Origin of the sequence: Enterobacter hormaechei subsp. xiangfangensis (assembly GCF_001729785.1) — a bacterium.
In the GTDB taxonomy this organism is placed as follows: domain Bacteria; phylum Pseudomonadota; class Gammaproteobacteria; order Enterobacterales; family Enterobacteriaceae; genus Enterobacter; species Enterobacter hormaechei_C.
The window spans coordinates 3,832,832-3,846,081 of the sequence record NZ_CP017183.1 but is presented as its reverse complement, the minus strand read 5'-3'; the positions used below and the strand labels follow the sequence as shown (position 1 = coordinate 3,846,081).

Here is a 13,250-nt window from a genome sequence, read left to right as displayed (position 1 = left end):
GAACGATGAGTGTAACCGGAATTGAAAAGCTGGAATTTGGTGTGGAAGACCTGACGCACTGCGCCAAATTTATGCGTGATTTTGGCCTGACGGGCGATGCCAGCGGCCAGCGTTTCACCACCCTGAGCGGCGCGCGCGTGGAGCTTAACCCGATCGACAGCCCCGACCTGCCGCCCGCGTTTGAAGCGGGCAACACCCTGCGCCGCATGACCTGGGCGGTTGCCGCACAGTCCGATCTCGACGCGCTGCGCCCGAAGCTGGCGCAGCAGCCCGGCTTTCGCGAAGTGGGCGACGCGCTGGAATGCCTCGATCCGAACGGCATGACGCTGCGCGTGCAGGTGACCCAGCAGACCGACGTGGAGCTTAACGTCGAGCCAATAAACCAGTGGGGCGACGCCCGCCGTATCGACACGCCCAGCCCGGTTTACGATCGCGCCCAGCCGATCAACGTGGGGCATGTGGTGTTCTTCGTGGAGGAGCTGGCGGCGGTGGAAAAATTCTACCGCGAGGTGCTCGGCTTCCAGGTCTCGGATCGCTATATCAACCGCGCCGTGTTCCTGCGCTGCGGCGTGCGTGGCGGCCATCACAACCTGTTCCTGCTGCAACTGCCGAACCGCAAGCGCGGCCTTAACCACGTGGCCTTCACCGTGCGCGATATCCACGAGGTGATCGGCGGCGGTATCGCGATGAATAAACATGACTGGAGCACCTTTATCGGGCCGGGACGTCATCCGGTGTCGTCGGCGTACTTCTGGTACGTCAACAGCCCGACCGGCGGCGCGTTTGAGTATTACACCAACGATGATTACCTGACGGAAAACTGGCAGCCGCGCGAGCTGGAGCATTCCCTGGTCTCCTTCACCGAGTGGGCGGTGGAAGGCGGGATTGACCACGACACGCGCCGTCAGCAGAAAAAGCCGGAGGCGGTATGACATCGCGCATTGTCATTATCGGCGGCGGCCAGTCAGGCGGCTGGGCGGCGAAAACCCTGCGTGACGAGGGCTTCGACGGCGAGATTTGCGTGGTAGCGGAAGAGGAATGGGATTTCTACGAGCGGCCGCCGCTGTCAAAAGCGTCTCTGCTGGAACCGGACGCGGCGCTCCCAAGGCTGTTTACCGACGAGGTGCAGCAGGCGCTGGACCTGACCTGGTACCGACCGCTGCGCGCTGAATCTGTCGATCGCGATGAAAAAAAAGTCCTTCTTAGCAACGGCGAGCAGCTTAGTTACAACATCCTTTTAATCGCTACCGGCGGTCGGGCGCGCCTGCCTTCGCAGGCGTGGGCCAGCCATCCGCAGGTCTATACCCTGCGCCACTGGCAGGACGCGCAGCGCCTGAAAAGTCGCCTGTCGGAAAGTCACAAACTGGCGATTATCGGCGGCGGCTGGATTGGCCTTGAGATTGCCGCTTCCGCGCGGAAAAGCTGCGTGGCGGTCACGCTGTTCGAGCAGCAGCCTGCGCTGTGCATGCGCTCGGTGAGCGGCGAGGTGTCGCAGCGCCTGGAGGCCATCCACCGCGAGCAGGGGGTGGAGATCCGTACCGGCTGCGGCGCGCTGGAGCTGGAGGACGACGGCGGCCTGCCGGTCGTCCACTGCGACGGCAACCGTGAAACCTTTGATGCAGTGTTGGTGGGGATCGGCGTCGATCTCAATCTGGAGCTGGCGCGTGACGCGGGGCTGAAAACCGGGCGCGGGATCGTGGTGGATGCCCAGGGACGCACCTCGGATCCGTTCATCTTTGCCGCAGGAGATGTCGCCCAGCACCATCACTACGGCTTGTGCATCCAGTCCTGGGCCTTCGCCCAGAATCAGGCGGTGGCAACGGCGAAAGCGATGCTCAATCCCGATGCGCCAGGTTATGACGACGCGCCGTGGCTGTGGTCGGATCAATACCAGCACAACATTCAGATCCTCGGCATTCCGCAGGCAGGCTGCCGAACGATAGTGCGTGAAGAGGCGCTGTACTTCTCGCTGGACGACAACGGGCGGCTGACGCAGCTGGTGGCGTTCAACGATGCGCGCACCGTCAAGCTGGCGAAGCGCTGGATGGCGGCAGGGCGGGATCTGTCGGACGTACCGCTTGCCGACCCGACATTTTCACTGATGTCACTGCGATAGCTAACCCGCACCCGTAGGGGGAGAAATGACCACACTAGAGACTAACACCGAGCCGGTTGAGGCGAGCGGTGAGGGAACCCGCACGCCCGAAAAAGCGGTGCGCTGGGCCATCCCGCTGTCGCTGCTGGCCTGCGTGCTGCTGGCCTTTTTCGACAAAATCAGCATCGCGGCGCTCTTTTCGGATACCCATTTCCAGCAGGCGATGGGCATTGATTTCGACACCACGCGTCTCGGCATTCTGATGAGCGCTTTCCTGCTGAGCTATGGCTTCTCATCGGTGTTTTTAAGCGGTTTAGGCGACAAAATCGCGCCGCTGCGCCTGCTCACCGGGATGATGGCAGTGTGGTGCGTGCTGATGGTGGCGATGGGCTTTACCCATAACTACACGCTGATGATCGTCCTGCGTATTCTGCTGGGCGTGGCGGAAGGACCGCTGTTCCCGCTGGCCTTCGCCATTGTGCGCCACAACTTCCCGCAGCATTTGCAGGCGCGCGCCACCATGCTGTGGTTGCTGGGCACCCCGGTGGGCGCGGCGATTGGTTTCCCGCTCTCCCTCTGGCTGCTGAACACCTTTGGCTGGCAGAGCACTTTCTTTGTGATGGCCATGCTTACCGTGCCGGTGCTTATCTTTGTGCGCATTGGTCTGCGCGGTATCCGCCTGGAGGCAAAACTCGGCACCTCGCAGGCGTCCCGGGACGAGCGGCGCGCCGCGCGGCGCGAACTGTTTGTCAGCCCGCACTTCTGGATCATCTGCATCTTTAACATCGCTTTCCTGACCTACCTGTGGGGCATCAACGGCTGGTTGCCTGGCTACTTAATTAAGGGCAAAGGCATCCACCTGGAGCATGCGGGCTGGCTGTCGTCGATGCCGTTCATCGCCATGTTGGCAGGGGAAGTGATTGGCGCGTGGCTCTCTGACCGGGTCGATAAGCGCGCGGCGGCCTGCTTTATCTCGATGGCGGGGGCGGCGGTAGGCCTGGCGGCGGTGATGCACCTCGACACCCCGCTTGCCATCATCGCGGCGATGAGCTTCAGCACCTTTATGTGGGGCACCGGCGCACCCAACATTTTCGCCCTGCTGGCGAAGGCCACCCATCCCCGGGTGAGCGCCACGGCGGGCGGTATCTTCAACGGGCTGGGAAACTTTGCGGGCGCGCTGTCGCCGGCGGTGATGGGCGCGCTTATCGCCTTTACCCACAGCATGGATTCCGGGCTGATTTTTCTGGCGGTGATGGCGGCGGTGGGCTGCGTCCTGTTACTGCCGCTGCTGAGACGTTACTGAGGAGAGTGTCATGACTGATTCAACCGTAACCAACAAAACAGGCATCAAACCTGACCATCTGACGATGGAAGAGTGGGTCGAGTCGCGCATCGCGCGCTTCGAAGGCCGTAAATACGACTGGAACGCGCTGAAGTTCCAGGCCGATTTTGATCCGAAATATCGCCGGGCGCAGATGCGCTACATCGGCACCGGCGCAACCGGCGTGGCGAACGACACCAATACCGTGCAGGCGGACCATTTTACCTTCTCCACCATGGTGCTGCCGTCGAAGTGCGAAGGACCGCTGCACCTGCACGACGACGTGGAAGAGGTGTTCTTCATGCTCAAGGGGCAGATCACGCTGATGATCCAGGACGGCGACAACTACACCGAAACCGTGCTGCGCGAGCGTGACCTGATCTCCGTTCCGCCGGGCATCTATCGCGGCCTGTTTAACCACGGCGAAGAAGAAGCGCTGATGTGCGTCATGCTGGGGACCAATAAGCCGGAAATCCCGACCTATCCGTCCGACCATCCGCTTTCCAAAGTGAAGCGGAACTAAGGGGGCATGATGACGGGTTTTCGTGAACAGGGAAGCGGCATTCCGCTGATGCTGCTGCACGGGATCAGCTCCGGCGCCGCCTCCTGGCACAAGCAGATGGCGCTGAACGGTTTTCGCGTGCTGGCGTGGGACATGCCGGGCTATGGCGAAAGCCCGATGCTGGCCGTAGCGCGGGCAAACGCGGGGGATTACGCCGACGCGCTGGCGGCCATGCTGGATCGCGCCGGTGTCTGGCAGACAGTGCTGGTCGGCCATTCCCTGGGGGCGCTGGTGGCCAGCGCCTTTGCGGCAAAGTTCCCGGATCGCGTCATTCATCTGGTGCTGGCCGACGCGGCGCAGGGGTACGGCAATGCCGCGCCGGAGCAGCGGGAGCAGGTCTGGCGCAACCGCGAGCAGCAGATGGCGCTGGGGGGCGAAATCCTCGCCCAGACCCGCGCCCCGAAGCTGCTGCGCCCCGGCGCGCGCGCGGAAGATATCGCCACCGTCGCGGCGGGCATGCGGGTGCTGCGCCCGGAAGGCTACCTTGCCGCCTCGTGGATGCTGGCGCATGACGACATCCACGGCTGGCTGAAGCGTTATTCCGGCAGTTTTGAAGTCTGGTGCGGCGAGCAGGATGCCATCACCCAGCCGGAGCTGGTTCAGGGTCTGGCGCTGCGCTACGGCATGCCGTTTATCGCCATTCCGCAGGCCGGGCACGCCAGCTATCTCGATAACGACGCGTTTTTCAACCAACAGCTTTTACGCATTAACGAAGAGGTGCGCGATGAATGCACAAATTGACGGGCGCGTAGCGGTAGTCACCGGCGGTTCTTCCGGCATTGGCTTTGAAACGCTGCGCCTGCTGCTGGGGGAAGGGGCGAAAGTCGCCTTCTGCGGCCGTGACGAGGACCGGCTCGCCAGCGCCCATGCGACGCTGCAAAACGAATTTCCCCACGGGGAGATTTTCGCTTTCCGCTGCGACGTGCTGAATGCCGACGAAGTTCAGGCCTTCGCGGATGCGGTGCAGGCGCGTTTTGGCGCGGCGGATATGCTGATCAACAACGCCGGGCAGGGCTACGTGGCGCACTTCCATGACACGCCGCGCGAGGCGTGGCTGCACGAAGCCGAACTCAAACTGTTCGGGGTGATTAACCCGGTGCAGGCGTTTCAGCCTCTGCTGGAGCAATCGGACATTGCCTCTGTTACCTGCGTCAACTCCCTGCTGGCGCTACAGCCGGAGGAGCACATGATCGCCACCTCCGCCGCTCGTGCCGCGCTGCTGAACATGACGCTGACGCTCTCGAAAGAGCTGGTGGGCAAGGGCATTCGCGTCAATTCCATACTGCTCGGCATGGTGGAATCCGGTCAGTGGCAGCGCCGCTTTGAACGCCGGGCGGACAAAAGCCAAAGCTGGCCGGAGTGGACGGCGGATATCGCGCGCAAGCGTGGCATTCCAATGGCGCGCCTCGGCAAGCCGCAGGAGCCCGCGCAGGCGCTGCTGTTCCTCGCCTCGCCGCTGGCCTCGTTTACCACCGGCGCGGCGCTGGACGTTTCCGGCGGCTTCTGCCGCCATCTGTAAGGACACATCATGAAAAAGGTAATGTTGATTGGTTTTGGCGCCATGGCGCAGGCGGTGATTGAGCGCCTGCCCGCCGGTGTGGCTATTGGCTGGATCGTGGCGCGCGCGTCTCACCATCCCGCCATTCACGACCAGTTTGGCGATGCGGTTGAGGCGCTGACGTCGCCGATGGCGTGCGCACAAACGCCGGATCTGGTGCTGGAATGCGCCAGCCAGCAGGCGGTGGCCCAGTACGGGGAAGAGATCCTGCGTCGCGGCTGGCATCTGGCCATCATTTCCACCGGCGCGCTGGCGGACAGCGCGCTGGAGCAGCGTCTGCTCGCCGCGGGCGGAAAACTGACCCTGCTTTCCGGTGCGGTGGCTGGTATCGACGGGCTGGCGGCGGCGAAAGAGGGCGGGCTTGAGCGCGTCACCTATCAGTCGCGCAAAAGCCCGGCCAGCTGGCGCGGCAGCTATGCCGAGCAGCTTATCGATCTGAATGCGGTGTCAGAGGCAAAGGTTTTCTTCGAGGGCAGCGCCCGCGAGGCGGCGCGCCTGTTCCCGGCGAACGCCAACGTGGCGGCGACCGTGGCGCTCGGCGGCGTCGGGATGGACGACACCCGCGTGCAACTGATGGTTGACCCGGCAACGAAACGTAACACCCACACGCTGCATGTCGAAGGATTATTCGGCGAGTTCCATCTGGAGCTGAGCGGACTGCCGCTGGCTTCTAATCCTAAAACCTCCACCCTGGCGGCACTGAGCGCGGTGCGCGCCTGCCGCGAGCTGGCCCTGAGCTGAGGAGTGACGATGGACGATCTGAAGATTTTTATCGGCGGCCAGTGGCGACGCGGCGGCGGCAACCCGATGCAGAGCCACTTTCCGGCAGACGGGTCGATCAACGCGACGCTGAATGCCGCCAGTCTGGATGACCTGGAGGAGGCGGTAGCCGCCGGAGAGCGCGCCTGGCGCGATCCCGCATGGCGTAACAGTCTGCCGCACATGCGCGCGAAGATCCTGCATAACGTTGCCGATCTTATTGAATCCCGCGTCGATGCGCTGGCGCAGATGCAGAGCCGTGATAACGGCAAGCCGCTGGCGGAAGCACGCGGGCTGGTGATGAGCGCGGCGGGAACGGCGCGCTACTTTGCCGCCGCCTGCGAGCTGCTGGAAGGGGAACTTCCGACGCCGCGCCAGCCGGATCTGCTGACGCTGAGCTGCTACGAGCCCCTTGGCGTGGTGGCGGCCATCACGCCGTGGAACTCGCCGATTGCCAGCGAAATGCAGAAGGTCGCACCGGCGATTGCCGCCGGGAACGCGGTGATCCTCAAGCCCGCCGAAGCCACGCCGCTGATGGCGCTGGAGCTGGCGCGGATTTTTGAACAGGCCGGGCTGCCCGCCGGGCTGCTGAGCGTCCTGCCGGGCAAAGGCTCGGTGATTGGCGATGCGCTGGCGCGTCATCCTCGCGTGCGGAAAATTTCCTTTACCGGCGGCACCACCACGGGCCGTCATCTGGCGCACGTGGCGGCGGAAAAACTGATCCCGGCCTCGCTGGAACTGGGCGGCAAATCGCCGACCATCGTGCTGGAGGATGCCGATATCGAACAGGCCGCGCGCGGGATCTGCTACGGCATTTTCAGCTCGGCGGGGCAGGCGTGTATCGCCGGGTCGCGGCTGTTTATCCACGAGAGTATTTACGCCCCGCTGATGGCGAGGCTGCTGGAATTAACACGCGGGCTGCGCGTCGGACATCCGTTTACCGACGGCGTCCATGTAGGACCGCTGATCAACGAAAAACATCGCCAGAGCGTGATCCAGTACGTCGAACTGGCGAAGCGTGAAGGGGGCCGCGTGCTGTGCGGCGGCGAGATCCCCGCCGATCCCGCTCTGGTAAACGGCAGCTTCTTTCTGCCAACCATTATCGAAGGGCTGAGCAACAGCGCCCGCGCCTGTCAGGAAGAGATCTTCGGCCCGGTGCTGGTGGCGATGCCGTTTGGCGATGAAGCCACGCTTATCCACGAGGCGAACGACTCGGTGTACGGCCTGGCGGCGGGGATCTGGACGCGCGATACCGGTCGCGCCCTGCCTCTCAGCGAGCAGCTGGAGGCAGGCACGGTGTGGATCAACACCTACAAGGTTTTTGCGATTTCGACCCCGTTCGGGGGCTTTAAAGAGAGCGGTCTGGGCCGCGAGAAGGGTATCCAGGGGCTGAAAGCCTGGATGCAACAAAAGAGCATTTATCTGGCGACGGGTAACAGCGTCAACCACTGGTGCGACTGAGAAAGGGTGAGCAATGAGCGAAATGATAACCGTCGGCGACGCCATCGCCAGAACGCTGGAGCAGTATCAGGTTGAGGCCATCTACGGCGTCATCTCCATTCACAACCTGCCGATCGCGGATGCGGTTGGGCAGCGGGGCAATATCCGCTTTGTGCCCGCGCGCGGTGAAGCCGGTTCCGTCACCATGGCCGATGCTCACGGGCGCTTTTCCGGCCTCGGCGTGGCGCTGACCAGCACCGGCGCGGGGGCCGGGAACGCGGTAGGCGCGCTGGTGGAAGCCATGAATGCCTGCACGCCGCTGCTGCATTTAACCGGGCAGGTTGAGAAAGCCTGGCTGGACGCCGACACCGGGTTTATCCATGAAACCCGTGACCAGCTGACCTTCCTGAAGGCCAGCTCAAAACGGGCGTACCGCATCAGCAATGCGAATCAGGCGATAGCGATTCTGCATAAAGCCATCCAGGACGCGCAGACCCCGCCGTGCGGACCGGTCTCGGTGGAAATCCCGATTGATATTCAGAGCGCCAAAATTCCGCTGTCGCTGGTAACCGCTCCGATCAAACCGGTATCGGCTCCGGCCGTGGATACCGGAATGGTTGACGCGCTGTGGGCGCAGCTCAAACAGGCGAAACAGCCGCTGCTGTGGCTGGGCGGCGGGGCGCTGGGAAGCGCTGAGGCGGTGAAAAAACTGGCGGATGCGGGCATCACCGTGATTTCCAGCACCCACGCGCGCGGCGTGCTGCCGGACAACCACCGCGCCAGCCTGCGGGCGTTCCACAACTCGCCGTCGGTGGAGGCGCTCATTGCGCAGTGTGATTTTACGTTGGTGGCCGGTTCTCGCCTGCGCAGCAACGAAACCCGATCCTGGACGCTTGAGCTGCCTTCCCCGCGGGTGCAGCTCGATATCGACCCGGCGGCAGCAAGCCGTAACTACCTGATGGATAGCACGTTGATAGCCGATTGTTCCGCGCTGCTTGGCGCGCTGGCTGAAAAAGTGCAGGGCCGCGAGTGGGGCAACGCCCAGTGGGATACGCAGGTACAGCAGGCTGTCGGGCAAGCTGAGCAGGGGCTGCGCGAGCAGTGCGGCGCCTATGCGAAGCTTAACGACGCCATTGAGAAAGCCCTGCCGAAAGACGGCCTGCTGGTGCGCGATATCACCGTGTCCGGCAGCCTGTGGGGTAGCCGCCTGTTCAGGGCTAACGGTCCGCTGATGAATATTCACTCCCTCGCCGGGGCGATTGGCATGGGCCTGCCGATGGCTATCGGCACCGCGATTGCCAACCCACAGCGCAAGGTGGTGGGGCTGGTGGGCGACGGCGGCCTGAGCCTCAATTTAGGCGAACTGGCGACGCTGGCGCAGGAGAAAGCCAACGTGACGCTGCTGATCATGAACGACGGGGGCTACGGCGTAATGCGTGGTATTCAGGATAAATATTTTGGCGGGCGTCAGTATTATAACGCGCTGCATACTCCGGATTTTACCCTGCTGGCGCAGGCGATTGGTCTACAGGCCTGGAGCGTTGAGCAGGCCGAGGATTTTGACGCGGTGATGATGGAAGCGTTAGCGATGCCGGGGCCGTCGGTGGTAGAGGTGCGGATGGGGCAGATTGGCGCCCTTAAGTTTGCCGGGCCGCCACAGAAAACGCTGTACTGATTGAGTCTTGTTGCCCGGTAGCGCGGCGCGCACCGGGCCGGAGTATTATTTAATACCGTCTGCCGCCATGCGGTCACGGATATGCTGCGCGCGTTCAACGGAGGCCGGGTGATCGTCAAACATGGAGCTTTGACGGCCTTCCTCCAGTTTCGCCAGTTTTTCGAAGCTGGTGGCTAAACCTGATGGGTTGATGCCGCGCTTGCGCAACAGATCGTAAGAATAGTCATCCGCTTCCGACTCCTGACGCTGGGAGAACTGGGAGTTAACCAGTTTCTCACCCACGTCGCCCAGCTGCGACTGGGACAGGCTGCCGACAATGCCGCCCGCAGAGGCCGCCGCTGCACGCACGGCATTGGTGCCCAGCGCAACCTGCATCCCTTTCTTCACGTGACCCAGAGCAACGTGACCCATTTCATGGCCGATCACCGCTTCCACTTCGTTGTCGGTCATCATGTCCATCAGGCCGCTGTATACGCGGATACAGCCGTTAGCCATCGCGAAGGCGTTCACGTCTTTCGCCATATACACCTTGTAGTTCACCGGCTGACCGTTAATGTTGTCGCCCAGCGCGGAAGCAATCTTGTTCAGACGCTGCGTGTAGGTGCTGTTTGCCGGGGCAAGCGTAGCTTTTCCATCCATATCCTTACAGGCCTCGTCGCTCAGCGCTTTCACCTGCGCATCGCTCAGTGAGTAGGCCTGAAAAGCTTCTGCGCCTGAGGTCATCAGGCCGTTAGAATCCATATTCTGACAGCCGCTTAGCAGGAGCGTTGTTCCCACAGCCAGCCCGATTGCACGCATTTTCATGATGTTGCTTCCGTACTCGTTAATCTGAATTAATTCCGAAAAATGCACCGTCAACGAAGCCGGTGTCGGGCTAAGTATAAGGAATATCTACAGGGGCGGGCGAGCAGATTGCGCAACATGCGAGCATGATCCAGAGATTTCTTAAGCAGCAAAAGAATGCTCCATGTACATGCCCTGCGGCTTGGGTTACATTGTTGGCACTTTTTTCCGGCGTAGCCCAAAACGCGCTGTCGTCAAGGGCATGGCCTTTAACAGTCCGATCTGGAGTTAAAATGTCCTCACGTAAAGAGCTTGCTAATGCTATTCGTGCGCTGAGCATGGACGCAGTACAGAAAGCCAAATCCGGCCACCCGGGCGCCCCTATGGGCATGGCTGACATCGCCGAAGTCCTGTGGCGTGATTTCCTGAACCATAACCCGCAGAACCCGGCATGGGCAGACCGCGACCGTTTCGTGCTGTCTAACGGCCACGGCTCTATGCTGATCTACAGCCTGCTGCACCTCACCGGCTACGATCTGCCAATCGAAGAGCTGAAAAACTTCCGTCAGCTGCACTCCAAAACTCCAGGTCACCCGGAAGTGGGCTACACCGCTGGCGTTGAAACCACTACCGGTCCGCTGGGTCAGGGCATCGCTAACGCCGTAGGTATGGCGATTGCAGAGAAGACCCTGGCGGCGCAGTTTAACCGTCCTGGCCACGACATCGTTGACCACTTCACCTACGCCTTCCTGGGCGACGGCTGCATGATGGAAGGCATTTCTCACGAAGTGTGCTCCCTGGCAGGCACCCTGAAGCTGGGTAAACTGGTTGCGTTCTACGACGACAACGGTATCTCCATCGACGGTCATGTTGAAGGCTGGTTCACTGACGACACCGCAGCACGTTTCGAAGCCTACGGCTGGCACGTTGTGCGCGGCGTTGATGGCCACGATGCTGACTCGATTAAACGTGCCGTAGAAGAAGCGCGCGCCGTGACCGACAAACCGTCCCTGCTGATGTGCAAAACCATCATCGGCTTCGGTTCTCCGAACAAAGCGGGCACTCACGACTCCCACGGCGCACCGCTGGGCGACGCGGAAATTGCACTGACCCGTGAAGCGCTGGGCTGGAAACACCCTGCCTTCGAAATCCCGTCTGAAATCTACGCTCAGTGGGATGCGAAAGAAGTGGGTCAGGCGAAAGAAGCGGCCTGGAACGAGAAGTTCGCGGCTTACGCGAAAGCCTTCCCACAGGAAGCGGCTGAGTTCACCCGTCGTATGAAAGGTGACATGCCGTCTGACTTCGACGCCAAAGCGAACGAGTTCATCGCGAAGTTGCAGGCGAACCCAGCCAAGATCGCCAGCCGTAAAGCATCTCAGAATGCGATCGAAGCGTTTGGCCCTCTGCTTCCAGAATTCCTCGGCGGCTCCGCTGACCTGGCGCCATCAAACCTGACCCTGTGGTCCGGATCTAAGCCAATCAACGAAGATACTGCCGGTAACTACATCCATTACGGTGTACGTGAGTTCGGTATGACTGCGATTGCCAACGGTATCGCTCTGCACGGTGGTTTCCTGCCGTACACTTCTACCTTCCTGATGTTTGTGGAATATGCACGTAACGCCGTGCGTATGGCTGCGCTGATGAAACAGCGTCAGGTGATGGTCTACACCCACGACTCCATCGGTCTGGGCGAAGATGGTCCAACTCACCAGCCAGTAGAGCAGGTGGCTTCCCTGCGCGTGACCCCGAACATGAGCACATGGCGTCCATGTGACCAGGTTGAATCTGCGGTGGCGTGGAAATACGGCGTTGAGCGTCAGGACGGTCCAACCGCGCTGATCCTCTCCCGTCAGAACCTGGCGCAGCAGGAGCGTACTCCAGAGCAGCTGGCGAACATCGCACGCGGTGGTTACGTGCTGAAAGATTGCGCGGGCCAGCCTGAGCTGATCTTCATCGCCACCGGTTCAGAAGTTGAACTGGCTGTAGCAGCATGGGAAAAACTGACTGCCGAAGGCGTGAAGGCGCGTGTGGTTTCCATGCCGTCTACCGATGCGTTCGACAAGCAGGATGCCGCGTACCGCGAATCCGTACTGCCTAAAGCGGTCTCCGCTCGCGTGGCAGTGGAAGCGGGTATCGCAGACTACTGGTTCAAATACGTGGGTCTGAACGGCGCTATCGTCGGGATGACCACGTTTGGTGAGTCTGCGCCAGCTGAACAGCTGTTTGAAGAGTTCGGCTTCACCGTTGAAAACGTTGTCGCTAAGGCGAAAGAACTGCTGTAACTCTCCCAGTGATGCAAAACGGGTCGCTCAGGCGGCCCGTTTTTATTTTGGAGGTATTTTTTTTGGTGTTAACAACATATAATTGGTGATTCCTATCACAAATACGCAAAGTCATAATATGTTTAATTTGCAATGGGTATCACATATATAGACTTGCTTTTTAATTTTTCGTTTTTAACGATCTGTTTTTATTCGTTTTATTAAAATGCACTCTGGCACGCTCGCTATTTTGTCTCCGTTTGATTTCATTTTACCGCAGGCGTATTTTGTTTTTAGCGATACGTTGTACCCTAAAAATAAAATAAGGATGATATATGCGGTTAATTGATTATTTCCCTGAATCCTCAATATCAATAAAATCCGCAGCAAAGGACTGGCAGGAAGCCATTGATTTTTCCATGTCGTCTTTGCTGCAAAATCATTATATTAACGCTGATTATATTGAAGCAATTAAAACCTCGACGCTTACTAATGGCCCTTATTACATTCTCGCTCCGGGTGTGGCAATGCCTCATGCCCGTCCGGAGTGCGGTGCCTTAAAAACAGGTATGTCATTAACGCTTCTTAAACAGGAAGTGCAGTTTGCCGACGACGATGAGCCCGTAAAATTACTCATTGGTTTATCGGCGGCGGATGCGGATTCACATATCGGCGCTATCCAGGCATTAAGCGAATTATTATGTGAAGAAGACAGGCTGTCGGCGTTGTTAACCGCTAAGTCAGAAAAGCAGTTGGCGGATATTATCGCTCACGCATAATTATTCTCTCCTTT

General features: G+C 60.4%; 12 protein-coding genes. 11 read left to right on the top strand and 1 reads right to left on the bottom strand.

Features of this window, described 5'->3' with window-relative positions; genetic code table 11:
- The first annotated feature begins 5 nt into the window (after positions 1 to 5).
- Genes BFV63_RS18335 through BFV63_RS18295 form a run of 9 tightly spaced genes read left to right on the top strand, consistent with a single transcriptional unit; the run spans position 6 to position 9,410 of the window.
- Positions 6 to 932 (top strand): VOC family protein, encoded by a 927-nt coding sequence (locus BFV63_RS18335; RefSeq protein WP_003860055.1) that lies wholly within the window; start codon positions 6 to 8, stop codon positions 930 to 932.
- Complete coding sequence (locus BFV63_RS18330; protein ID WP_048242058.1) at positions 929 to 2,116, top strand: NAD(P)/FAD-dependent oxidoreductase; 1,188 nt, start codon at positions 929 to 931, stop codon at positions 2,114 to 2,116. The genes BFV63_RS18335 and BFV63_RS18330 overlap by 4 nt, the downstream gene beginning before the upstream one ends.
- Before the next feature lie 25 nt (positions 2,117 to 2,141).
- A complete protein-coding gene (locus tag BFV63_RS18325) occupies positions 2,142 to 3,398 on the top strand; it encodes an MFS transporter (RefSeq protein ID WP_069597583.1) in 1,257 nt (418 codons plus the stop codon).
- 10 nt (positions 3,399 to 3,408) lie between these two features.
- Entirely contained in the window at positions 3,409 to 3,939 is a 531-nt protein-coding gene (locus tag BFV63_RS18320; RefSeq protein WP_017382915.1) for a cupin domain-containing protein, read from the top strand.
- Between the two features lie 9 nt (positions 3,940 to 3,948).
- Positions 3,949 to 4,719, top strand: a complete 771-nt coding sequence (locus BFV63_RS18315) for an alpha/beta fold hydrolase (RefSeq protein ID WP_032610096.1) — start codon at positions 3,949 to 3,951, stop codon at positions 4,717 to 4,719.
- Entirely contained in the window at positions 4,703 to 5,497 is a 795-nt protein-coding gene (locus BFV63_RS18310; protein ID WP_022651822.1) for an SDR family oxidoreductase, read from the top strand. The genes BFV63_RS18315 and BFV63_RS18310 overlap by 17 nt, the downstream gene beginning before the upstream one ends.
- A gap of 9 nt (positions 5,498 to 5,506) precedes the next feature.
- On the top strand, positions 5,507 to 6,277 hold the full coding sequence (locus BFV63_RS18305) for an aspartate dehydrogenase (RefSeq protein ID WP_032660273.1): 771 nt from the start codon (positions 5,507 to 5,509) through the stop codon (positions 6,275 to 6,277).
- A 9-nt stretch (positions 6,278 to 6,286) separates the two neighbouring features.
- On the top strand, positions 6,287 to 7,756 hold the full coding sequence (locus tag BFV63_RS18300; RefSeq protein WP_069597582.1) for an aldehyde dehydrogenase: 1,470 nt from the start codon (positions 6,287 to 6,289) through the stop codon (positions 7,754 to 7,756).
- A 13-nt stretch (positions 7,757 to 7,769) separates the two neighbouring features.
- Positions 7,770 to 9,410, top strand: a complete 1,641-nt coding sequence (locus tag BFV63_RS18295) for a thiamine pyrophosphate-binding protein (RefSeq protein WP_022651819.1) — start codon at positions 7,770 to 7,772, stop codon at positions 9,408 to 9,410.
- 45 nt (positions 9,411 to 9,455) lie between these two features.
- On the opposite strand, the gene loiP is transcribed toward BFV63_RS18295, so the two are convergent.
- On the bottom strand, positions 9,456 to 10,214 hold the full coding sequence (gene loiP, locus BFV63_RS18290) for a metalloprotease LoiP (RefSeq protein WP_003860073.1): 759 nt from the start codon (positions 10,212 to 10,214) through the stop codon (positions 9,456 to 9,458).
- A gap of 272 nt (positions 10,215 to 10,486) precedes the next feature.
- Between loiP and tkt the strand changes: the two genes are divergently transcribed.
- Positions 10,487 to 12,478, top strand: a complete 1,992-nt coding sequence (tkt, locus tag BFV63_RS18285) for a transketolase (RefSeq protein WP_003860074.1) — start codon at positions 10,487 to 10,489, stop codon at positions 12,476 to 12,478.
- A 314-nt stretch (positions 12,479 to 12,792) separates the two neighbouring features.
- Positions 12,793 to 13,236, top strand: coding sequence for a PTS mannitol transporter subunit IIA (gene cmtB / locus BFV63_RS18280; RefSeq protein WP_045337278.1), 444 nt, complete (start codon positions 12,793 to 12,795; stop codon positions 13,234 to 13,236).
- The last annotated feature ends 14 nt before the right edge of the window (positions 13,237 to 13,250 follow it).